Consider the following 22,698-nt stretch of genomic DNA (forward strand, 5'->3'; position numbering starts at 1 on the left):
GGCAGCAATGTCGGACGGCAAAGCCTATTTGCTTGCGCGCGCCCGTAACGCGCGTCCCCGCCGCGCGGTGCTGTGCCATAGCGGCACGCGATGCTCGGACACGCGTCGGCGGTCAAACCTCGTGCATAACGCTTCGACGCCAGCGCTACCCGTTCCTGGCTTGGGACCGGTATTCGGAGGGCGAGCAGCCGAACGTTTTGCGGAATTGTTTGGAGAAATACAAGGCGTCGGGATACCCGACGGAGGAGGCCACCTGGTCGATGGACAGGTGGTTTTGCCCGTTCAGCAGCTCTTTGGCGCGTTCCATCCGAACCTTCAGCAGGAACTGCATGGGCGATACGCCGGTGATCTGCTTGAACATTTTGGACAGATGGGTACGGTGGTAGCCAAGGCTGCGCGAGAGCTTCTCGATCGAGATCGGCTGCGCGTACTGATAGGACAGCCAACGCACGGCGCGCTTGATCTGGCGCTCGATGTCCGGAAGGATGGCTAGGGAATTGAAGGCAAGCTTGCCTTCGTTCAGCAGGCCGAGCTCCTTGAGCAGCACGCGGAGATGTCCGCCCGCTTCGAGGTCGGCCAGCTCGGGGAAGGGCGTCTGCTCGAGCGTCCCTCGAATCTTGCGGTAGAGGGAGGTCAGCGGGCGGAGCTCACGGCCATGGACGATGGGGTTGGCGGCCGAGAAGCCGAGGCTGAGCAGCAGATGCCCGGCGGCATGGCCTTTGAAGGCGACCCAGACGTAATGCCACGGATCGTCGTCGTCCGCGACGTAGGAGAACAGCTCGTCCGGGAAGATGATGAACGTGTCGCCGCGGGAACACGGATACCGGTGCCCGTCGATCTCGAACGTCCCGCGGCCGGAGATGACCGTGTGGACGAGGTAATAATTGTGCACGGCAGGGCCGATGCCATGGCCGGAGACCGTCTTGCCTTCGCCGCTGAACATGACGGACAGCTCGCCTTGGGCCGGCTGCGAATTGTTCATGACGGTGAATTTGGAATGGTCGGGGTTGCGCGAATTGCTGCGGACGCCCGCGGGGCTCGGACTCATCATAGCGCCTTCTTTCCTCGATGGATGACCCTTTCAGTGTAAATGAGAAAAATACAAATGTACATATTTAAAATGCTTTAATTCCTACTCAAACCGATGTTTCTTGCTCTATAGTAGTGTATAGAAGAAGACATTAATCCGCTTACAATGCGAATTATGACGAGGAGGACATTTACATGCCGAAGATTACTTTCATTGGTGCGGGAAGCACCGTATTCGCCAAGAACGTGCTGGGCGATTGTCTCGTGACGCCATCCCTGCAAGGCTTTGAAATCGCGCTGTTCGATATTAACCCGGAGCGGCTTTCCGATTCCGAAACGATGCTGAACCATATCAAGAACACGTTCGGCAGCACGTCCGTCATTAAGGCCTATACCGACCGCAAGGAAGCGCTCCGCGGCGCCAAATACGTCGTCAACGCGATTCAGGTGGGCGGCTACGATCCGTGCACGATCACGGACTTCGAGGTTCCGAAGAAATACGGCCTGCGCCAAACGATCGCCGACACGGTCGGCATCGGCGGCATTTTCCGCAACCTGCGCACGATTCCCGTCATGCTCGACTTCGCGCGGGACATGCAGGAGGTATGTCCGGACGCGCTGTTCCTGAACTACACGAATCCGATGGCCGTGCTGACGAACGTGATGAACACGCATGGCGGCATCAACACGGTGGGCCTGTGCCACAGCGTGCAGGTGTGCGTGAAGGATCTGTTCAAGAACCTCGGCATGGACGATACGGGCGTGAAATCCAAGATCGCCGGCATCAACCACATGGCTTGGCTGCTCGAGGTGTCCAAGGACGGCGTGGACCTGTATCCCGAGATCAAGCGCCGCGCGCGAGAGAAGCAAAACGAGAAGCATCACGACATGGTCCGCTTCGAAATGATGCTGAACTTCGGCTACTACATCACGGAATCCTCCGAGCATAACGCCGAGTACCACCCGTACTTCATCAAGCGCAACTATCCGGAGCTGATCGAGCGGTTCAATATTCCGCTGGACGAATATCCGCGCCGCTGCATCGAGCAAATCGGCAACTGGAAGAAGCTGAAGGAAGAGCTCGTCGGCAATCCGACGCTGGAGCACAAGCGGACGCACGAGTATGCGTCGTACATCTTCGAAGCGATCGAAACGAACGTGCCGTTCCGCATCGGCGGCAACGTCATGAACACCGGCCTGATCACGAACCTGCCGCGCGAAGCGTGCGTCGAGGTGACGTGCCTGGTCGACCGCAACGGCGTCACGCCGACGTTCGCAGGGGACCTGCCGCCGCAATGCGCCGCGCTGAACCGCACGAACATCAACACGCAGCTCTTGACGATCGAAGCGGCGATCACCGGCAAGCGCGAGCATATCTACCATGCCGCGATGCTCGATCCGCACACCAGCGCCGAGCTGTCGATGGACGACATCAAAGCGATGTGCGACGACTTGATCGAAGCGCACGGCGACTGGCTGCCCGCTTACCGATAAACCGCATACGCGAGCACGCCGTCCCGGACGCGTCAGCTAAGCGCAAGCGAAGCCGACGCCGCCCGGACGGCTTTTTTCGCTTTCGTCCCGCGATTCGCCGCTTGCTCCGCCTTATTGAACCTTGTCCCGATTTGCGCTAAGATGTAGGTACCTTTTCGTCAACGAAGTCATATCTTATTGAAGTCCTGTCAAAACGTTCAAGAAAGCGGTGTGTCTGTGCAACAACCGATCGCAATACTGGATTCTGGCGTCGGCGGTTTAACCGTGTGCAAGGAAATCATGCGCCAGCTTCCCCGGGAAAAAATCATGTATTTCGGCGACACGGCAAGAGCGCCCTACGGCCCGCGGCCCGCTGAAGAAGTGACTCGGTTTACGAGGCAAATCGTGGAGTATTTGATTCAGTTTCGTCCGAAAATGATCGTCATCGCCTGCAACACGGCTACGGCCGTCGCGCTGGAAGATATTCGCTCCAGGGTGGCCATCCCCGTCGTCGGCGTCATTCATCCCGGCGCCAGAGCGGCCAACGGCCGCACGCAATCCGGCATCGTCGGCGTCATCGGCACCGAAGGGACGATCCGAAGCGGCGCTTACGAACAGGCGCTGAAGCAATTGTCGCCTTCCATCGACGTGATCAGCTTGGCTTGCCCGAAGTTCGTCCCGCTCGTCGAGCAGGGGAATTTCCGTTCCCGGGAAACGCAGGAGGTCGTGGAGACCTCGCTTCAACCGCTCAAAGCGCGCAATATCGATACGCTGATACTCGGCTGCACCCACTATCCGTACCTGTCGGACACGATCGCGTCCGTCATGGGCAGAGACGTGATGCTGATCAGCTCCGCGGACGAGACGGCGCGGGAGATCAGCACGATCCTGCATGACCGCAACAGGCTGACCCGGGACGGCGAGCTGCCGATCCACCAGTTTTTCTGCAGCGGGGATCCGCGGATGTTCCGCATGATCGCCCAGCAGTGGCTCGGCGAACAGATCGAATTGACGCCTGTCGTCTGGCAGGTTCCGAAGATCGGCTAATACGAGCATCGACCGTTAAGAGCCGCCAACGCCGCAAGCGTTGGCGGCTCTTTGTCGCGCCAAGGCATGCGGGCATGCGACCGGGCATAGCATGTAGCATATGACACGACCCTCACGGAGGTGACCCCGCATGCTGCCATACGTCGTGCAGCCGGGCGACACGCTGCTGCGCATCGCCCGTACGTTCAACGTGAACACAGAAGCTTTGCTCGCGGCGAATCCCGGTTTGCACGCCGCCCGCCCGCTGTTTCCGGGCTTGCTGCTGTCCGTTCCCGCGCAGACGGCTTTCATCTACCGCGTCCAATCCGGCGACGCGCTGCTCGGGATCGCGGGCAAGTTCGGTTTGTCGCTGCAGGCGCTGCTGCAGGCGAACCGGCATCAAGATTTGAAGAAGCTGCTGCCGGGCTTGCTGCTGACGATTCCGTGCCCGGACAGCGGACGGATCGTGGACGGCCGCGCGGAGTACGGACAGCGCGAGCTGGCCGCCGACGCGGAGGCGCTGCTGAAGGCGTATCCGTTTCTGCAGGTCGAGCGGATCGGCGCGAGCGTCATGGGCAAGCCGATCATTGCCGTCCGCCTCGGCGATGGCCCCGCGAAGGTGCATGTCAACGCCGGCATGCACGCCAACGAATGGATCACGACGCCGCTGCTCATGACCTTTCTCGAGGATGCGGCGAAGGCGGCCTCGTTCGGACAGAAGCTATGCGGCGTCGACATGCGTTCGCTGCTTCAGCAGGTCACGCTATGGGCCGTTCCGCTCGTCAATCCGGACGGGGCGGAGCTCGTCCAGGAAGGGCTGCGCCCGGATCATCCGCACGCGCAGGAGCTGCTGCGGTGGAACCGAGGCTCGGACCGGTTCCAGCGGTGGAAGGCCAATATCCGGGGCGTCGACTTGAACGACCAGTTTCCCGCGTTTTGGGAAGAGGAGCAGGCGCGGCGGGACGCGGACGGGCCGGGGCCGCGGGATTATCCGGGCCCGCATCCGCTGTCGGAGCCGGAGGCGGTCGCGCTGGCCGAATTTACGGCGGAGCAGCAGTTCGATCTCGCGGTGGCGCTGCACACGCAGGGACAGGAGATTTACTGGAATTACCGCGGCTACGAGCCGGTCGACGCGGAGCGGATCGCCCGCAGGCTTGCACGGGAAAGCGGCTATAAGCCCGTGAAGCTGACGGGCAGCGACGCGGGGTACAAGGATTGGTTCATCCTGCAGTATCGCAAACCGGGCTACACGGTCGAGGTCGGATACGGCCTCAATCCGCTGCCGATCGAAGCGTTTCCGGACTTGAACGACGAGGTGCGGCCGCTGCTGGTCGCCGCCTTGGAGGCAGCGGCTTCGCTTGTGCTATAATAAGCGCAGGAAGGAGGCGGATGCCCGTGCGCAAACTGCTGTCGCTCCGCCATTGGCGGAGCGTGTTCGTCCGAATCTTCCGGTTGCTGGCCGCAAAGGAAGTTCGGCTGACGGACAAGCTCCTCTATTTGGTGCCGGTGCTGTTGTACTGGGTTCTCCCGGACGTGATGCCGTTCGTGCCGATCGACGATATCGCCGTCACGATGATCGCCGCGGAGCTGTACACCCGGTACATGGAACGCAAATACGGCCGCTCGCTCAAGTAGCGGTTGAACAATGGCCGAGCTTTCTATACAATAGAATAAATAAAGTTGCATAACGATTCGGGCGGCTGCGATCTCGCATCGAGCAAGTCCCATCCATAAGGAGCTGAAGAAGCAATGAACGTCAAAATCTCGCGCAATGCCGCGAAGGTGCTTCGCGAAGAAATCGATAATCCGGAGAACGAAGGCAAGTTTCTGCGGGTCTACATCACGCATTCCCACGGCGACCACGCCCACTACGGGATGAAAATGGACGACGCGTCCGCGAACGACGAAATCATCGAGACGGACAAGGACATCAAAGTCGTGCTGGAGAAAGGCGTCGAGCTGCTGGACGGCGTGCGCATCGATTATTTCTACGTGCCGCAGGAAGGCTTCATGATTTCGAACCCAACCAAAGGCAACACCGGCGACCACTAATCGAATTGGCTTGGGGAGAGGAACATGGCAAACGATATTCGCATTTGCGATAAATGCAAGCATATACGTCCGAAAACGATGGTGCCGAAGCTGCAGGAGCTGGCGCCCGACGCGGACATCAAGGTCGCGTGCAAATCGTACTGCGGTCCTTGTTCGCGGTTTGCCTTCATTTTCATTAACGGCCGTTATATAACGGCGCCGACCGAGGATGAAGCGATCGAGAAGGCGAGCAAATATATCAAGAAGTAATGGAAGCCATAATACAAAGACCCTTCGTCCGGACTTCTCCGGTCGAAGGGTCTATTTGTCATTGGTGTCCCCGTCCGGCTATTCGCCGTGCAGGACCGGCACCAAATCATGCTCCACGACGAGGTCCGACGCCTGCAGCTCGTTGCGCGCCTCGTCCGCGCCGGCTTGGCAGCCGCTCGCATCCGCCAGGGGGCTCCCGTCCGCGAACCGATAGCATTTGCCGTGCTCCGGGAGGCCGTCCTCGGCAGGCAGATAGAGCACGCGTCCGTCGGTAAACGCGCCGTTGCGGAAGACGACGCGCTTGTCCGGAAGCGGCTGCTCCGTGACAAGCGGCGTGCCGATCATGACCTGATCGCTGCTCGGGATGCCGAGCAAATGCAGCACGGTCGGCGTGATGTCGAGCTGGCCGCCGACTTGATGATACGTCCCGGCGCGGGCGTCGTCCGGGAGATGGACCAGGAACGGCACGCCCTTCAGGATGCGGAACCGGTCGGCGTCGCTCAGCTGGCGCCCGAGAAAATGCTCGAACGGCTGCCAGTCCGGTATCGAATTGTCGTGATCGCCGTAGAACATGAAGATCGACGTATCCCACAAACCGGCTGCCTTAAGCTCGTCCGCCATTTCGCCGATCGCTGCATCTACATAATGAACCGCTTCCAGATAATCGCCGAAGATCGTCCCTTTGAACGCGCCGACGTCAAGCGTTTGGACCTTGGCCGGCAGCGTATATGGATGGTGGCTGGACAGCGAGATCAAGAAGGAATAGAACGGCTGGCGCTGCGTCTTCATCATCGCGGTCGCCTGCTTGAAGAACGATTTGTCCCCGAGCGACCAGCCGAGCGGCTCGTCGATGACGAACGCGTTCTTGCTGTAGAACCGGTCGTAGCCCAGCGTGTCGTACATGATGTTGCGGTTCCAGAAGCCGCCGTCGTACGCATGGAACGCATTCGCCGCATAGCCGTTTTCCTTGAGCGTCCGCGCCATGCTGTCGTAGCCGTGCTGGGCGAACCGGGTGAAGACGGAGCCCGACGGCATCGGCTGAAGCGAGGCGTTGGCGGCCAAATCGGCATCGGACGTACGGCCTTGGGCCGTCTGATGGTAGAAATTGTCGAAGTACATCGAGCTGGTCATCAGTTTATTGATGTTCGGCGTCACTTCCTGTCCGTTGATCCGCTGTCCGATCACGAAGCTTTGGAAAGCTTCGAGCTGGATCAGAATGACGTTCTTTCCCCGGTAGCGGCCGAACAGCGGATCGGATTCGTCAAGCTGCCGGCGCGTCTCGCCGCGCGCTTGAAACCACTGCTTCGCTTGCGCAGTCTGCGCAGCCGTCACGCCGTTCCCGTGCAGCCAGTGCTCGTCGGCATACCGGTACAGATCGTACCCGTGAAAACCGAGCACGCCGGTCACGTTGTACAGGGACATGTTCCACCAATTGCCCGTGAACAGCTCCGACGCCCAGGAAGCCCGGGCTTTATGGACCGGAACGAACACGAGCGCGAAGCCGACGGCGAACGCGGCCAAGCCGAGCAGCAGCCGGCGCACGACGATTCGGGTCCGCTCCGCGCGGGATCGCGCGTACGCGGTTTGCCGAGGAAGACGGTGGCGGCGGAAGCGCTTGCCGAAGAGAACGATGCATCCGAGCGGCAGCAGCAGGAGCCAATCCGCGGCGAACCAGAGATCTCCGGGGGACAGCAGCGCGCGGATGCTCGCTCCGAGCTCTCCGACCTGCCCGGCCTGCAGCAGGACAGGCACGGTTATGAGATCCTGAAAGTAGCGAAAATAAACGAGATCGCAATAAACGATTGCCGTGAGGGCGACGTCGAGCGCGATCAGCGCAAGCAGCCGGCCGCGCCACGGCAGCCAGAGCGTCCAGAACGATACGAGCACCAGCGTCCCGACGGCGACCATCCGGTCATCCCCGTTCATGTCCATGTAGGGTACGTGAACGAGCCGGTCGAACAACGCGAGCTTGAACAGCATGAGCAGGACGAACGCGAAGAGGTCGAGCCGCAGGAGCGGCGCGGCAAAACGAAACGGCGCCCGCAGACGGCGCCGTTTCATGGGGAGATCCGGTATGGTCATGGGATAAGCATTCCTTTCGGGTCGCGTCAAGCAGTTTACAAAAACGCAACATCTTATCCCATTATAGTAGGTTTGCCCGAAGAGTCCAAACCGCTTCGGCGTTAAGACCTGCCGCGCGGCGGCAGCGGACCGAAAAATTGATAGAACGTGCATTCGATGCGGCCGTTGAACAGCTTGCGCCGCTTGTCCGACTTGCGGCCGATCGTCTCCTCGAACGTGCGCGACTGGGTCAGCGCGAACGTGGACCAGGTCGGCAGGTACAGCATGCTGAGGCCGAGCTGGCGGACGGCTTTCTCCGCGTCCGTCTCGTCGCCGAGCCGCGAGCCGTACGGCGGATTCGTCACGATGCAGCCGTAATCGCCGTCCGGTTTGATCCGCGATACCGGCATTTGCGTCAGCTTGATCTCCTTGGCGAAGCCGGCTTTCTTCACGGCCGCGTCCGCGACCTCCAGGGCGGCCGGATCGATGTCGGAGCCCGCGATCTGCAGCGGGATATCGTCCTTGACGCTGTCGAAGGCTTCCTCTCGCGCCTGTTCCCAGAGGCTGTCCGGCACGAGCGGCCAGCCTTCGCTGTTGAAGGTGCGCCGCAAGCCCGGCGCGATGTTCCAGCCGATCATGGCCGCTTCGATCGGAATCGTGCCGGAGCCGCAGAACGGATCATACAGCGGCCGTTCCGGCTGCCAGCGGCTGAGCAGCACCATCGCCGCCGCCATCGTTTCCTTGAGCGGCGCTTCGGTGACGAGCTTTCGGTAGCCTCGCTTGTGCAGGCCAGGTCCGGTCGTGTCGAGCGTGATCATGGCGACGTCGTTCAGCAGCCACACCTCGATGACGTACCGGGCGCCGTCCTCTTGAAACCACTCCGTCCCGTAGACGGTTTTCATCTTCTCGACGACGGCCTTCTTCACGATGCTCTGGCAGGCCGGTACGCTGCTGAGCTGCGATTTGTGCGAGCGTCCTTCCACGGGAAACTCGCCGTCCTCCGGGATCCACGCGGGCCAGTCGATGGCCTTCGCCCCTTCGAACAGCTCCTCGAAGGTCGTGGCCGGATATTCCGCCATCTTGATCAGCACGCGGTCCGACGTCCGCAGCCACAGGTTGGCGCGGCAGATATCCGCCGGTCCGCCTCTAAATACGACCCGGCCGTTCTCCACCTTCTGGTCGGTGTAGCCGAGATCCATCAATTCGCGCGAGACGACCGCTTCCAGCCCCATGGGCGCCGTGGCGATCAACTGCAGGTTGTCCATTGTTTCTATTCCTCCGCCTTCTTGCTGCTTGTTTTCGATCAGCGAAAATCTTACAATCAAGTATAGGGCATCCTAGGGATTAATTACAAACGTTACCTGATCGATATGGCGAGAGGAGAGCGAACGATATGTCGACTGAACAAGAAGCGACCGAGCGATACGTGGACCGCTTGCTCGGCGAAGACGCGGATTTGGCGCGCGTCCACGCGACGATCGAAGCGAAAGGCATGCCGCAAATCTCGATCGCGTCCGGCTACGGCAAGCTGCTGACGATGCTCGTCCGGATGTCGGGGGCCGTCAACGTGCTGGAGATCGGCGCATTGGGGGGCTACAGCGGCATTTGCCTGGCGAGAGGCTTGCGGGAAGGCGGCCGGCTGACTTCGCTGGAGCTGATGCAGGACTACGCGGATACCGCGCGCGGCAACCTCGAAGCGGCCGGACTCGGCGACCGCGTGACGTACCTGGTCGGCGATGCGAAGGACAGCTTGGCCGTATTGGAGAAGGAAGGCCGCAAATTCGATTTCTTCTTCATCGATGCGGACAAGGACAGTTATCCGCACTACCTGGAATGCGCGATCAAGCTCGGCAATCCGGGCGCCGTCATTACGGGCGACAACGCGCTGCTGCACGGCCGGACGATCGACGCGGACAAGAACGGCCCGTCCGTCCTGGCGATGCGCGCGTTCAACGAGACGATGCTCGGCGACGAACGGCTGACGGGCACGCTGCTCCCGGCCTACGACGGCTTGGCGATCGCGATGATCAAGTAGCTTCAACGAAAGGGCAACGCTAGCGGACTCATTTGGCTCGTCATACGGAAGAGTGCCGGACATTCCCGAAGGGAGACAGTCCGGCACTCTTTTTGCGCTGCGGCGATGATCGGCAGCTATTCCTTCAGGACGGCTCCCCGCTTCGAAACCAACGTCCGGCGCACCCACAGCGCGTTGACGAAGAACATGGCGGACGAGATGAGGAATACCCCGCCGATGCCGGTCCATCCGGAGATCAGCCCGCCGACGATGGGGCCGACCATGTTGCCGAGCGCGAGCATGCTGCTGTTGATGCTGAAGGCCCGCCCTTCCATGCCGTCCGGCGTAAAGCGGCGCACGAGGGCGTTGACGGACGGGATCAGTCCGCCGAGGAAGCAGCCCTGCAGCAGCCGGAAGAGCAGCAATTGCCAGACCGTTCCCGCGAACGCCTGCGGAATGAACATCAGGGCGGCGCCGATCAGCGAGATGCCGAGCACCTTTTCCTGGCCGATCCGGTCGCTGAGCCTGCCCAGCATCGGGGCGGCGACCATGTTGGTGATCCCGGCCGCGGAACTGATGAAGCCGGCCCAGAAGGCGAGGTTGACGTCCGTTCCGTGCAGCTTCTGCACGTAGAGCGGCATGAGCGGGTTCGGGCCGATCATGGCGAACTGCAGCAGGAACGTGACCGCGAACAGCGCGGTCAGCTGCGGCACGCCGCTCAGCTGGCGGAACCCGGCGATGATGGAGACGGCCGGCCTCGAGGCGGCGGCGGCCCGGTCGAACCGCTCCTTGACGATGAAGAACGCCAGCAGGGAAGCGGCGAACAGCGAGACGCCCGTCAAGTAAAAGATCGGCCGGTAGCCTACCGCATCCGCAAGCAGGCCGCCGAGGAACGGGCCCATGATCGTGCCCGCGATGCCGCCGGATTGGAGCGTGCCCATGGCGAAGCCCATTTTTTCCTTCGGCGTGTTGATCGACACCAGCGAAACGGCGGCGGGATTGAAGCCCGAGATCGTGCCGTTCACCATGCGGAGCAGGAGCAGATGCCAAGGGGAGGTGGCGAACCCCATCAGCACCATGACGATCGCCATGCCGAACCCCGAGCGGAGCAGCATCATTTTGCGTCCGTACTTGTCCGACAGCTTGCCCCACAGCGGTTGAAACAGGAAGGCGGTGACGAAGTTCCCCGCGAAAATAATGCCGGCCCACGTCGCGATCTCATGCTGGTTCGTCATGCCGATCCGCGGGCTTTGCAAGTACAGCGACATGAACGGCATGATCATCGTCATGCCGCCCATGACCAGAAACTGCCCGATCCACAGCACGGCAAGGTTTTTCTTCCACTGTTCCATGCGAATCTCCCATCGATGCGAATATCGTGCGAATCCTAGATCCCAATTATACCATAGCGAGCGGGAAGTCCAAGAACGGCAGGCGCCAAACCTTACATTGTCATATGTTTGTCAATGATCCTCCGGGCGGGGCGGTTGTTACGAGTTTGCAAAAAGGGCATAATGGAAACGTAGGGAAAACGATAGAAATGGGGAACTTCAATGAGCTACAACGACCTATTCATCCGGGCTTGCCGGGGAGAACGCGTCGATCGCTTACCCGTTTGGTATATGCGGCAGGCGGGACGGTACGATCCCGATTACCGTAAAATAAAAGAAAATTACTCGCTGCTCGAAATTTGCAAACAGCCGGAACTGGCCGCGGAAGTAACGATGATGCCGGTCAAGAAGCTCGGCGTCGACGCGGCGATTCTTTATTCCGATATCATGAATCCCGTCGCGTCCATCGGGATCGATTTCGACATCGTCGGGGGCGTCGGACCGGTCATTCATAATCCGATCCGCACGGCGGAGGACATCGCGAAGCTGACGCCGATCGACGTGGAAGGCGATTTGTCCCACGTGCTCGAGACGATTCGCATCCTGGACCGCGAGCTCGAAGTGCCGCTGATCACGTTCGCCGGCGCGCCGTTCACGATCGCGAGCTATCTGATCGAAGGCCGTCCGTCCAAATCGTATATCAAGACGAAGACGATGATGTACTCGGAACCGAAGCTGTGGTTCTCGCTGATGGACAAGCTCGGGGACATGGCCATCGCTTATTTGCGCGCGCATATGGCCGCCGGCGGCAAGGCGTTCCAGCTGTTCGACAGCTGGGTCGGCGCGCTCGCTCCGCGCGATTTCGCCACGTACGTGCTGCCGACGATCGAGCGGATCTTCGGCGAGCTGTCCGACCTGCCGCAGCCGAAAATCTATTTCCCGGGCGTCGCGTCCGGCGAGCTGCTGCCGACGCTCGGCAAGGTGAAGGCCGACATTATCGGGCTGGACTGGCGCGTGTCGATCGCGGAAGGCCGCCGCAGGCTCGGCGGAGAGTTCGGCGTGCAGGGCAACCTCGACCCCTACCTGCTGACCGCCCCGACGGCCGTCATCCAAGAACACGCGAAGGCGATCATCGACGAAGGCATCAAGGAACCGAAGTACGTCTTCAACCTCGGTCACGGGCTCTTTCCGGAAGCGCCGCTCGACAAGCTGCGCGAGCTGACCGACTACGTGCATGATTATTCCGCGCGGGCGATATCCGCCCTCGGACGGGAACAGGAGGAAGTCGCCCATGGCTAACGCGAAAATCGGCGTGCTCGTCATGTCTTACGGAACGCCCGAAAGCATGGACGGCATCGAAGAATATTACACGCATATCCGCAGGGGGCATGCCCCGACGCCGGAACAGCTCGCGGAGCTGACCGCCCGGTACGACGCGGTCGTAGGCGGGGTATTCCCGCTTCGCGAGAACACGAATCGCCAGGCGGAAGGCCTGCAGGAAGCATTGGATGCCGCGGCGCCGGGCCGGTACAGCGTCTATCAAGGACTCAAGCATGCGCGTCCGTACATCGAAGACGGCGTCGAAGCGATGGCCGCCGCGGGCATCAAGCAGGCGGTGGGCATCGTGCTTGCGCCGCATTACTCGACGATGAGCGTCGGCAGCTACATGTCGCGCGCGCAAGAGAAAGCCGAGCAGCTGGGCGTCGCGTTCCGGGCGATCGAAAGCTACCACCTGCATCCGAAGCTGGTCGAAGCGCTCGTGAAGCGGGTAAGAGACGCGCATGCCGAGCTCGCCGGGCTGACGGGCGAAGGCCAGCCGATCAAGGTGCTGTTCAGCGCCCACAGCCTGCCCGTGCGGATTCGCGAGGCAAACGATCCGTATGAGCAGCAGCTGCTAGACACCTCTTCGCTTGTCGCGGAAGGCGCCGGCGTGACGGATTGGGGATTCACGTGGCAAAGCGCGGGTCGCACCCGCGAGCCATGGCTTGGCCCGGACATCCTCGAGACGCTGAAGGAGACGGCGGAGGCGGGTTACAAAGGCGTGCTGTCCGCTCCGATCGGATTCGTATCGGAGCATCTGGAGGTGCTCTACGATATCGACATCGAAGCGCAGGCCGCGGCCAAGGAGCTCGGCGTCCGGCTGGTCCGCATCGATATGCTGGGGACGGACCCGCTGTATATGGAGACGCTGGCGGACAGCATCGAGCAGGCCAGCCGGGCAGTTTACGTCTAATGGGGTTCGACATGGATAGAGGAGATGACTCGCGCATGCGGAGTAACGGTAAGCTGGATCGTTTTGTCGTCATCGGCGGCGGGATCAGCGGACTCAGCTCCGCTTTTTATTTGTTGAAGGAAGCGGAGCTGCGGGGACGAGAGGCGCATATTACGATCGTCGATCCGGCGGAGCGGATCGGCGGAAAAATCAACACCCTGCGCAAGCAGGGCTTCGTGATCGAGAAAGGGCCGGATTCGTTTTTGGCGCGCAAGACGCCGATCATCGACCTGGCTTTCGACCTGGGCATTCAAGACGAGCTCACGGGCACGAACCCGGCCGCGAAGAAGACGTACATCCTGCACCGCGGCAAGCTGCATCCCATGCCCCCGGGCCTCGTGCTCGGCGTGCCGACCGAGATCATGCCCTTCGCCAAGACGGGCCTGCTGTCCTGGGGCGGCAAGCTGCGGGCGATGCTTGATTTCGTGCTTCCCGCCAGCAAGGCGGAAGGCGACGAATCCGTCGGTTCGTTCCTGAGCCGGCGCGTCGGCGCGGAAGTGACGGAACGCATCGCGGAACCGCTGCTGGCGGGCATTTACGCGGGAGACTTGTCCAAGCTGAGCCTGCAATCGACATTCCCGCAGTTCCGGGAAGCGGAGATGCGCCACGGCAGCCTCATTCGCGGCACGCGCGCCAACAAACGCAAGGGCGCCGCGGCGCCGGCCGCGCCGAGCAAGCTGCCGAAGCAGCTGCAGCGCAGCATGTTCTTGACGTTCAAGAACGGCTTGTCGACGATGCTGGAGGCGCTGAACGAGGCGCTCGCCGGCGCCGAGCGCCGGATGGGGCGGTCGGCGGTCGCGTTCAGGCAGAACGACAAGGAGGATATCGAGCAAGGAGCGGCGCCGTACGAGGTACTGCTAAGCGATGGCGAGATTCTCTCCGCGGACGGGATCGTCATCACCTCGCCGGCCTCCGAGGCCGCGGACCTGCTTGAGCCGCATATGCCGGTGGATGCGCTCCGCGCGGTCAAGTACGTCTCGGTCGCGAACGTCGTCATGGCGTTCGACAAGGCCTCGTTCGGCGTCGAGTTCGACGGCTCGGGCTTCGTCGTGCCGCGCTCCGAGGGAACCACGATCACGGCGTGCACGTGGACGTCGGCCAAATGGCTGCATGCCAGCCCGGGCGACAAGGTGCTGCTGCGCTGCTACGTCGGCCGCGCGGGCGACGAGGAAGTCGTCGACCTGCCCGACGAGGCGCTGGAGGAAGCAGTGCGCCGCGACATTCGGGGCGTGCTCGGGGTCACGGCGGAGCCGCTGTTCACGGAGATTACGCGGCTTCACCGCTCCATGCCGCAATATCCGGTCGGCCATGCGCAGGCAACCGCCAAGCTGCGGGCGCAGCTGCGCTCGACGATGCCGGGCGTCTGGATCGCCGGCGCGGCGTTCGACGGCGTGGGGCTGCCGGATTGCATCCGGCAAGGCAAGGAGTCGGCGTCTATCGTGTACCGCGCGATCGACCGCTGAGGGGTACGATATTCAATTGGCGATCAAGCGGGGCATCCCGCTTGATCGCCAATCCAAAAAGGACGAAGCGGATGCGCGTTGCATCTGCTTCGTCCTTTTTAACGTGCCTTCGGGCGCGACGCCTCAATCGATCGGCGGGCCGATGACGCCTTCGCGCTCGGCCTGCTTGCGGTGCGCGATCCGGCTGCTGGCCGCCGCGGCGATGGCGCCGACGATGTCGTCCAGGAACGTGTGGCAGGCCGCGTCGTGCTTGTCGTTCAGCTTCTTCAGGATCCCGGGCTTCAGCTTGTCTACGTAGCCGAAATTGGTGAAGCCGATGCTGCCGTATACGTTGACGATGGACAAGGCCAGAATCTCGTCGCAGCCGTATAAGCCTTCGTCGTTCTCGAGCATTTCCTGCAGCGGAGAGAGCAGCTTGCCTTCCTCCGCGAGGATATCGAGCTGGATGCCGGTCAGGACGGCATTTTGCACCTCGCGCTTGCTGAGCACGGCTTCCACGTGCTTCTCGCATTCATCGTGCGTGAGGTCGGGGAAGTAGTCCTTCTGCAGAAAAAGGACGAGTTCGGCGATTTGCGACGTCGCGACGCCGCGTTTCGTGAGCCAGTCCTTCGTGGCTTCCGCGATTTTGGTGCTGTTTAATTGGTAGGATTCGGATTTGGTCAATGGTCGGCACTCCTTGTCTCGATTTCGTGGACAAAACTGGTCTAATTGCTTCGAAGGGCTCGTATACATAGTACTACAAAGCAGGACTTGTACCAAAAGGGCGGCATGCCGCAGGTTTGAAGGCCGGTTTCACCATGTATCCAAAATGGGGAGGAAACGTTTTATGACTCATTATCGCCTGTTTCGCCGGGCAGCGCTCGCCGGAGCGCTGGCTCTGCCCATCTTGACGACCGGCTGCGGATTGTTTTCCCAGCCCGCGAGCGAATCCATCGATCCGCCGCCGAACAACACGCAGGACGTCAGCACGAACGTCGACCAAGACGCGACGACCGCGCAAGGAGAAGGCCAATCCCAAATGACGCTTTACTTGAGCGACCGCAACGGTCTGCTCGCCCCGGTCACCGTCATGTCGGCGCTTGGACAAGACGAGAAGCCCGGACAGAAAGCGCTGGAAATGATGGTGGACGGCAGTCCGTACGCCAATGAGCTGCCCGACGGCTTCTCGGCGATCCTGCCGAAGGGAACCGCGATCAAGCAGCTGAATATCGTTCCCGATCAGAAGCTCGCCATCGTCGATTTCTCCAAGGAGTTCGCGAACTACGATGCCGCGGACGAACGGAAAATCGTCGAGGCGGTGACCTGGACGCTGACAAGCCTGCAGGATGTCCAGAACGTCAAGATCTGGATGGAGGGCAAGGAGCTGGCGGTCATGCCGGTCGACGCGATGCCGGTGGACGAACCGCTTACGCGCGCGGTGGGCATCAACCTGGAAGCCGCGAACGGGATCGATTACAGCACTTCGGCGCAGGTGACGCTGTATTTCTCCGCGCTCTCGCCGGATAACGAGCCTTATTATGTACCGGTAACGCGGCTTGTAAACCGCAGCAACAACCGCGCCAAGACGGCCATCGAGCAGCTCATCAGCGGCCCGATCGGCAACCAGCCGCTGAACTCGGTCATCACGCCGGACGTGATCGTGAAGAACGTCACCAAGGCGAAGGACGTCGTGACGGTCGAGCTTCAGGACGATGCCTACCAGGCTGGCCAGCCCGAACCTGCCGAGATGCTGAAGGCCATCGTGCTGTCGTTGACCGAGAATACCGGCCTCGGCAAAGTTCAAATCAAGCTGAACGGCAAATCGGACTTCGTCGACACGGACAATCAATCGTACGCCGAACCCGTCAGCCGTCCCGTGCACGTGAATGCCTTGAAATCGTAATGCGACAGCCGCGATCCGCCCCGGGCAATGCCTGATCCGCCCCCGGGCGGATCTTTTTTTGCCTTGGATGGCGGCGGAGATGTTTTTCGGGTCGGCTTTTGGTAAAATGGTTTGGACCCATCGACAGGAGGATTACATATTATGAGAGTGGACGGACGACAGGCGGACGAGCTTCGCCCGGTTACGATTACGCTGCAACCCAACAAATACGCGGAAGGCTCCGTGCTCATCGAGTTCGGCGATACGAAGGTGCTATGCACCGCTTCGATCGAGGAGCGGGTGCCGCCATTCATGAAAGGGCAGGGCAAAGGCTGGATTACCGCGGAATACGCGATGCTGCCCCGCGCGACGCAGGTTCGGAACCATCGGGAATCGGCGAAAGGCAAGCTGACGGGACGCACGATGGAAATCCAGCGGCTGATCGGGCGCGCGCTGCGCTCGGTCGTGGACCTGCATGCGCTCGGAGAACGCACGATCACGTTGGATTGCGACGTCCTTCAAGCGGACGGAGGCACGCGGACGACCTCGATCACCGGCGCTTTCGTCGCGCTCGCGCTCGCCGTGGACAAGCTGAACAAGAACCAGGCTTTCGCCAAATACCCTCTTACCGACTTTCTGGCTTCGGTCAGCGTCGGCGTCATCCAGGAGCGCACGCTGCTGGACTTGAATTACGAAGAGGACTCCAAGGCGAAGGTCGACATGAACGTCGTCATGACCGGCGCCCGCAAGTTCGTGGAAGTGCAGGGCACCGGCGAAGAAGCGCCGTTCTCGCGGGAGGAATTCAACGGACTGCTGGCCATCGCGGAAGAGGGCATCGCCAGCTTGATCGCGAAGCAGCTGGAAGTGCTTGGCGACAAGGGCGGCCGGATCGGGACGGGCAGGGCATGATCCGCGGCGGAACGGTCGTCGTCGCGACCAAGAACGCGGGCAAGGTGAGGGAATTCGCGCATGCTTTCGGCAAGCTTGGCATGGAGGTCGTCAGCATGTTCGACTACCCCAACCTGCCAGACGTCGTGGAAGACGGCGTCACCTTCGCGGAGAACGCGCGCAAAAAGGCGCGGGAAGTAGCAGTAGCGCTGAACATGCCGGTGCTCGCGGACGATTCCGGATTGGAAGTGGCGGCGCTCGGCGGGGAGCCCGGCGTGTATTCCGCCCGTTATTCGGGGGAAGGCGCGACGGATAGCCGGAATAACGAGAAGCTGCTGCGGGAACTCGCGCGCGCGACGAACGGCGGCGAAGCAGCGGAACGGCTGGCGGACGGCACGAAGCTGCTCGGCGAAGCGCGGTTCGTATGCGCGCTTGCGCTGTACGATCCGGCGTCAGCCGAATTCGCGGAAAGCGAAGGCGACGTACCCGGATTCATCATGAATCAGCCCAAGGGCGAAGGCGGCTTCGGCTACGATCCGCTGTTTTGGGTGACGTCCGAGGGCAAGGGCATGGCGGAGATGACGATGGAAGAGAAGCAGGCCATCAGTCACCGCGGCCGCGCGCTGGCCGGCTTGCTCGGGAAGCTGGACGTCCGTTAGCGTTCGATTGGGAGATTCGGTCTCCAACGTAATATAAACCCCATCTGCAGAGGGGCAGGCGAAACGATCGCCCGCGCTTCCTCTCGGCGGATGGGGTTTTTGGCTTTTCGGCATGGAGAGCGCTCGCGCTCGGTCGCCCTTAACGGATCACGACGTTATAATCGCGCAGCCACATATCCATCTGCAGCAGATACGCGAACAGCTGCGGTCCGGACATCAGCTGGCCGAACCACGGCAGGTTGGAGCTGGCTTCTTCCGATTCCGCCAGCTGACGGATTTTTTTCACGTTGATAAGCGGGAGCAGCGGAGAATTGCCTTCGTTGATCACCTCGAGCAGCTGCGCGCGAACCGCATTCAGGTAGTTCGGATTATGCGTCTTCGGGTACGGGCTTTTCTTGCGGTACAGGACGTCGTGCGGCAGGACGCCCTCCAGCCCTTTGCGCAAAATGCCCTTTTCCCGGTCGCCCGCCGTTTTGATTTCCCACGGAATATTGAACACGTAGTCCACGAGCCGGTGATCGCAAAACGGCACGCGCACCTCCAGGCCGACCGCCATGCTCATGCGGTCCTTGCGGTCCAGCAGCGTCGGCATGAACCGGGTGATGTTGAGGTACGACATCTGCCGCATCTTGCGCGCCGCCGCGTCCTCGCCCGGGAGATGCGGGACCTCCGCGACGGCGTCGAGGTAACGGTCGCCGATGTACTCGAGCGGCCGAATCCAGGCGGCGACGTCCTGCGAGAGCAGGTCGGCCCGCATCCCGGCGGCCAGCGACCAAGGGAAGGTGCCGGCGCTCAGCGCGTCTTCCCGGTGGAACCACGGGTAGCCGCCGAAGATTTCGTCCGCCGCTTCGCCGGAGATCGCCACGGTCGCTTCCTTCTTGATTTCCCGGCAGAACAGGAGCAGCGACGAGTCCACGTCGGCCATACCCGGCATATCCCGCGCCGTCATCGCCTCATGGAGGGCGCCGACAAGCTCCGGCGTGTCGATGACCTTCGGATGGTGGATCGTGCCCAGATGCGTCGTCATGCGCTCGATCCACGGCGCGTCGGCGTTGGGCTGGAACGCATGGGATTTGAAGTGCTTGTCGTTATCGACATAATCGACCGAGAACGTATGGACCGTTCCCTGCCCGGTCTCGTTATAGTAATTCACCGCCAGCGACGTGAGCGCGCTGGAATCCAGGCCGCCCGAGAGGAGAGTGCAGAGCGGGACGTCGGAGACGAGCTGGCGTTCCACCGTATCCTTCAGCAGATCGCCGACGGTCCGGGCGGTCTGCTCCACGTTCTCCGTATGCGGTCGGCTTTCCAGCCTCCAATAATGCGAGATCTGCGTGCCGGCCCGATTCACGATCGCGCATTGACCGGGAAGCAGCTCCGAGATGTCGCGATAGACGCCGACGCCGGGCGTTCTCGCCGGTCCGACGATGAAGATTTCCGCCAAGCCCTCGGGTCCGACCTCCGGCTTCACCTCGGGATGCGCCAGCAGCGCCTTCGGCTCCGAGCCGAAAATGAAGCGGCCGAGCTGCTTGGAGAAGAAGAACGGCTTGACGCCGAGCCGGTCGCGGGCAATGAACAGCCGCTCTTCCCGGGAATCCCACAGCGCGAAGGCAAATATGCCGTTGAACCGCTCCACGCAGGACGGTCCCCACTCCATATAAGCGACGAGCAGCACCTCGGTGTCGCAGGTCGTCGTAAAACGCCTTCCGCGGCTCTCCAATTCTTTCTTCAACTCGGGCGCGTTATAGAGCTCCCCGTTGTACACGAGGACATAGGTATCGTCGTCGGACATGCGAACCATCGGCTGCGCTCCGTTCGCGGGATCGATGACGGAGAGTCTGCGGTGGCCGAGCGCGCAATGCGGCGAGATCCAGGTACCGGAGGCGTCCGGGCCGCGGTTTGCCAGCGTACCGGTCATTTTCTCCAGGATGATGGATTGTTTCGTCAGGTCAGCGGTCCAATCGATCCAGCCCGTGAATCCACACATGGTTCTCATTCCTTTCCTGATGCAGGGTTAAAAACAGCGATACTAGAATGGTTATGCCCATGAGATGGATAAAATGTCTGTCCGCGGGGGGATGCTAGAGCCGGGATCATGCTTTCGAAGCAGTTTTGTTTTCCTTGCCGGCAGACCGGCTGCGAGCACGCGCACAAAACGTTTAGAAGGGAGTTTTCAATGATGGCCAACGAGCACGAGGCATCCTATTATGAACGAAAGCCCTATTACGTATCCGTTCAGGCCGGGTCGATCCTGGAAGACCCGACGGTCACGTCGTACGAGCTTGCGATCACGGCGAACGAGGAGGAGCTCAACCGGCTGCAGGAGCTGATGGAGGAGTATGCATCGATGGACGAGGCGCAAGCGTCCGTCTACGCGTTGAGTCCGTTCCGTTCCGCGTCCGACAAGCAGATTAACGCCGGCACCGACGGGCTGCTCGTCGATATTTACCGGCTGCTCTACGAGCTGGGAACCGACGAAACGAAGCATCATGTGGCGACGATGGGACTGTTTCCGGAAGGGAGCCTGCAATGATCGTGACGGAAGCGCATGTCAGAAGGGCCGCCGACCGGGACGGCCTGCACTGCGCGGAGGTCGAGGTGCGGACGAGCGACGCGCAGACGCCGGAGCTGCTTGCCTATTTCGGCCAGTCCCGGGACAATGATTACGATATGATCGCGGTCGTGAGCAACGATGCCAGAAGCGAGATCGACTGGTACGACAACAGCCTGCATCAAGCGTTCGCGGATTTGACCGACGAGCTGTTCGATACGCCGACGATGAAGACGGATTGGGGCGAACGGGAGACGTTCAAGGAGCAGGTGCTGTCCTACCCCGGCGTGCGGGCCGATATTCGGCGCCTATTGGATGGGGCATAAATTTTTTGAATGTTCAATCTTCTTCGCATGCTTCCATGATACAATGTGAGCATACTTGACAAGACAATCGCATGTCTTGCGGAGGAAGCGAGGGCTGCCCAGTGGGAATGACGCTGTTGCGTAATGCGACGATCGTCACGATGAACGACAAGGACGAGATAGTGACCGGTGACGTCATGTTCAAGGATGATATCATCGTTTCCGTCGGGGGACGGATTACGGAGTACGACGCGGCGGGGACCACGGTCGTCGAGGCCAAAGGGAAGCTGCTGCTGCCCGGCTTCGTCCAGACGCATATCCACCTCTGCCAGACGATATTCCGCGGGCGGGCCGACGACATGGCGCTCATGGATTGGCTCCGGACGCGCATCTGGCCGCTGGAAGCGGCGCACGACGAGGAATCCGTCTACTACTCGGCGATGCTCGGCATCGGCGAGCTGCTGCGCAGCGGGACGACGACGATTCTCGACATGGAGACGGTCAGCCATACGGATTTCGCGTTTCAAGCGCTTGCGGCCGGCGGGATTCGGGCGATCTCCGGCAAAGTGATGATGGACGCGGGCGGCGACGTGCCGGCCGGGCTGCAGGAGGAGACGGACCGGTCCGTGGCCGAGAGCACCGCGCTGCTCGAGAAATGGCACGGCTACGGCGGCGGCCGCATCCAATACGCCTATTGCCCGCGTTTCGTCGTCTCCTGCTCGGAACGCCTGCTGAAGGAAGTGAGGGATCTCTCGGCGAAGCATAACGTGCTCGTGCATACGCACGCGGCGGAGAACCGCGAGGAGATCGACCTCGTCATGCGGCAGCGCGGCATGCGCAATGTCGTTTATCTGGATCATATCGGGTTGACGTCGCCTCGGCTCGTGCTGGCCCATTGCATCTGGCTGGACGACGAAGAACGCGATATTTTGCGGCGGACGGGGACGCGAATGACGCATTGCCCGGGCTCTAACCTGAAGCTGGCATCGGGCGTGGCGCTCGTGCCGGAGCTGCTGGAGCAGGGAATCGAGATGGGCATCGGCGCCGACGGGGCGCCCTGCAACAATACGCTGGACATGTTTCAGGAGATGCGCTTGACCGCGCTGCTGCACAAAGCCCGCTGCGGCCCGGAAGCGATGAACGCCCGGACGGTGCTGCGCATGGCGACCATCGGCGGCGCGCGGACGCTGGGACTGGATCATTTGATCGGCAGCATCGAGCCGGGCAAGAAGGCGGATGCCGTTCTGCTCGACCTGGAGGATTTCCATTCGTTTCCTTCCTATGACGCGGATCCGTACTCGCGGGTCGTCTACGCGGCGTCTAGAGGCAACGTATCCTACGTGTGGGTCGACGGCAAGCTTGTCGTGGAGCGGGGAAAGATGAAGACCGTCGACAAACGGAACGTCCTTCGCGAAGCGGACCGTTCCATCGCGCGGCTGCTCAAGCGAATCTAAAAAAAGCCGGGAA

The 22,698-nt window shown here is 61.4% G+C and carries 22 protein-coding genes; 16 read left to right on the forward strand and 6 right to left on the reverse strand.

Going from position 1 to position 22,698, the window contains the following annotated elements; genetic code table 11:
• Positions 1-145 precede the first annotated feature (145 nt).
• Positions 146-1,051 (reverse strand): AraC family transcriptional regulator, encoded by a 906-nt coding sequence (locus GT019_RS18465; RefSeq protein ID WP_235948592.1) that lies wholly within the window; start codon positions 1,049-1,051, stop codon positions 146-148.
• Positions 1,052-1,224: 173 nt separating this feature from the next.
• On the opposite strand from GT019_RS18465, the gene melA reads away from it, so the two are divergent.
• The 6 genes from melA to GT019_RS18495 all read left to right on the forward strand — a co-directional run bounded on the left by melA (position 1,225) and on the right by GT019_RS18495 (position 5,829).
• Entirely contained in the window at positions 1,225-2,523 is a 1,299-nt protein-coding gene (gene melA / locus GT019_RS18470; RefSeq protein ID WP_161744662.1) for an alpha-glucosidase/alpha-galactosidase, read from the forward strand.
• Between the two features lie 216 nt (positions 2,524-2,739).
• On the forward strand, positions 2,740-3,549 hold the full coding sequence (racE, locus tag GT019_RS18475) for a glutamate racemase (RefSeq protein WP_161744663.1): 810 nt from the start codon (positions 2,740-2,742) through the stop codon (positions 3,547-3,549).
• A 130-nt stretch (positions 3,550-3,679) separates the two neighbouring features.
• Positions 3,680-4,897 carry a M14 family metallopeptidase gene (locus tag GT019_RS18480; RefSeq protein WP_201755451.1) on the forward strand — a complete coding sequence of 406 codons (1,218 nt, stop codon included), beginning with the start codon at positions 3,680-3,682 and terminating at the stop codon, positions 4,895-4,897.
• Positions 4,898-4,917: 20 nt separating this feature from the next.
• Positions 4,918-5,163 carry a hypothetical protein gene (locus GT019_RS18485; protein WP_201755452.1) on the forward strand — a complete coding sequence of 82 codons (246 nt, stop codon included), beginning with the start codon at positions 4,918-4,920 and terminating at the stop codon, positions 5,161-5,163.
• Positions 5,164-5,277: 114 nt separating this feature from the next.
• Complete coding sequence (locus GT019_RS18490) at positions 5,278-5,580, forward strand: iron-sulfur cluster assembly accessory protein (RefSeq protein WP_161744665.1); 303 nt, start codon at positions 5,278-5,280, stop codon at positions 5,578-5,580.
• Between the two features lie 24 nt (positions 5,581-5,604).
• On the forward strand, positions 5,605-5,829 hold the full coding sequence (locus GT019_RS18495; protein ID WP_161744666.1) for a DUF1450 domain-containing protein: 225 nt from the start codon (positions 5,605-5,607) through the stop codon (positions 5,827-5,829).
• Positions 5,830-5,907: 78 nt separating this feature from the next.
• On the opposite strand, the gene GT019_RS18500 is transcribed toward GT019_RS18495, so the two are convergent.
• Together GT019_RS18500 and GT019_RS18505 are read right to left on the reverse strand one after the other, a co-directional pair.
• On the reverse strand, positions 5,908-7,911 hold the full coding sequence (locus GT019_RS18500) for an LTA synthase family protein (RefSeq protein ID WP_235948610.1): 2,004 nt from the start codon (positions 7,909-7,911) through the stop codon (positions 5,908-5,910).
• Positions 7,912-8,012: 101 nt separating this feature from the next.
• Entirely contained in the window at positions 8,013-9,155 is a 1,143-nt protein-coding gene (locus GT019_RS18505) for a THUMP domain-containing class I SAM-dependent RNA methyltransferase (protein WP_161744812.1), read from the reverse strand.
• Between the two features lie 128 nt (positions 9,156-9,283).
• On the opposite strand from GT019_RS18505, the gene GT019_RS18510 reads away from it, so the two are divergent.
• A complete protein-coding gene (locus tag GT019_RS18510; protein WP_161744667.1) occupies positions 9,284-9,925 on the forward strand; it encodes an O-methyltransferase in 642 nt (213 codons plus the stop codon).
• 116 nt (positions 9,926-10,041) lie between these two features.
• Here the strand turns inward: GT019_RS18510 and GT019_RS18515 are convergent, their stop codons facing one another.
• The gene (locus tag GT019_RS18515; protein ID WP_161744668.1) at positions 10,042-11,256 is read right to left on the reverse strand and encodes an MFS transporter; all 1,215 of its coding nucleotides are present in this window, start codon (positions 11,254-11,256) and stop codon (positions 10,042-10,044) included.
• Between the two features lie 201 nt (positions 11,257-11,457).
• On the opposite strand from GT019_RS18515, the gene hemE reads away from it, so the two are divergent.
• Genes hemE through hemG form a run of 3 tightly spaced genes read left to right on the forward strand, consistent with a single transcriptional unit; the run spans position 11,458 to position 14,970 of the window.
• The gene (hemE, locus tag GT019_RS18520) at positions 11,458-12,534 is read left to right on the forward strand and encodes a uroporphyrinogen decarboxylase (protein ID WP_161744669.1); all 1,077 of its coding nucleotides are present in this window, start codon (positions 11,458-11,460) and stop codon (positions 12,532-12,534) included.
• A complete protein-coding gene (gene hemH, locus GT019_RS18525) occupies positions 12,527-13,468 on the forward strand; it encodes a ferrochelatase (RefSeq protein ID WP_161744670.1) in 942 nt (313 codons plus the stop codon). Before hemE ends, hemH begins: the two co-directional genes overlap by 8 nt.
• A 35-nt stretch (positions 13,469-13,503) precedes the next feature.
• Entirely contained in the window at positions 13,504-14,970 is a 1,467-nt protein-coding gene (gene hemG, locus GT019_RS18530; protein ID WP_161744671.1) for a protoporphyrinogen oxidase, read from the forward strand.
• A gap of 123 nt (positions 14,971-15,093) precedes the next feature.
• Here hemG and GT019_RS18535 read toward each other — a convergent pair whose 3' ends face one another.
• Positions 15,094-15,633: a phosphatidylglycerophosphatase A family protein gene (locus tag GT019_RS18535; RefSeq protein ID WP_235948613.1), complete on the reverse strand. Its 540-nt coding sequence runs from the start codon at positions 15,631-15,633 to the stop codon at positions 15,094-15,096.
• Positions 15,634-15,796: 163 nt separating this feature from the next.
• Between GT019_RS18535 and GT019_RS18540 the strand changes: the two genes are divergently transcribed.
• From GT019_RS18540 to rdgB, 3 genes are all read left to right on the forward strand, one after another.
• Positions 15,797-16,852, forward strand: coding sequence for a GerMN domain-containing protein (locus GT019_RS18540; protein ID WP_161744673.1), 1,056 nt, complete (start codon positions 15,797-15,799; stop codon positions 16,850-16,852).
• Between the two features lie 141 nt (positions 16,853-16,993).
• Positions 16,994-17,740 (forward strand): ribonuclease PH, encoded by a 747-nt coding sequence (gene rph, locus GT019_RS18545; RefSeq protein ID WP_161744674.1) that lies wholly within the window; start codon positions 16,994-16,996, stop codon positions 17,738-17,740.
• On the forward strand, positions 17,737-18,378 hold the full coding sequence (rdgB, locus tag GT019_RS18550; protein ID WP_161744675.1) for an RdgB/HAM1 family non-canonical purine NTP pyrophosphatase: 642 nt from the start codon (positions 17,737-17,739) through the stop codon (positions 18,376-18,378). The genes rph and rdgB overlap by 4 nt, the downstream gene beginning before the upstream one ends.
• A 139-nt stretch (positions 18,379-18,517) precedes the next feature.
• Here rdgB and asnB read toward each other — a convergent pair whose 3' ends face one another.
• Positions 18,518-20,362: an asparagine synthase (glutamine-hydrolyzing) gene (gene asnB / locus GT019_RS18555; protein WP_161744676.1), complete on the reverse strand. Its 1,845-nt coding sequence runs from the start codon at positions 20,360-20,362 to the stop codon at positions 18,518-18,520.
• Positions 20,363-20,551: 189 nt separating this feature from the next.
• On the opposite strand from asnB, the gene GT019_RS18560 reads away from it, so the two are divergent.
• The 3 genes from GT019_RS18560 to GT019_RS18570 all read left to right on the forward strand — a co-directional run bounded on the left by GT019_RS18560 (position 20,552) and on the right by GT019_RS18570 (position 22,685).
• Entirely contained in the window at positions 20,552-20,908 is a 357-nt protein-coding gene (locus GT019_RS18560) for a hypothetical protein (protein WP_235948615.1), read from the forward strand.
• A complete protein-coding gene (locus GT019_RS18565) occupies positions 20,905-21,252 on the forward strand; it encodes a hypothetical protein (RefSeq protein ID WP_161744677.1) in 348 nt (115 codons plus the stop codon). The genes GT019_RS18560 and GT019_RS18565 overlap by 4 nt, the downstream gene beginning before the upstream one ends.
• A 101-nt stretch (positions 21,253-21,353) precedes the next feature.
• The gene (locus tag GT019_RS18570) at positions 21,354-22,685 is read left to right on the forward strand and encodes a 5'-deoxyadenosine deaminase (protein WP_161744678.1); all 1,332 of its coding nucleotides are present in this window, start codon (positions 21,354-21,356) and stop codon (positions 22,683-22,685) included.
• Positions 22,686-22,698: the final 13 nt, after the last annotated feature.

It is taken from the genome of Paenibacillus glycinis (genome assembly GCF_009909185.1).
GTDB lineage: Bacteria > Bacillota > Bacilli > Paenibacillales > Paenibacillaceae > Paenibacillus_Z > Paenibacillus_Z glycinis.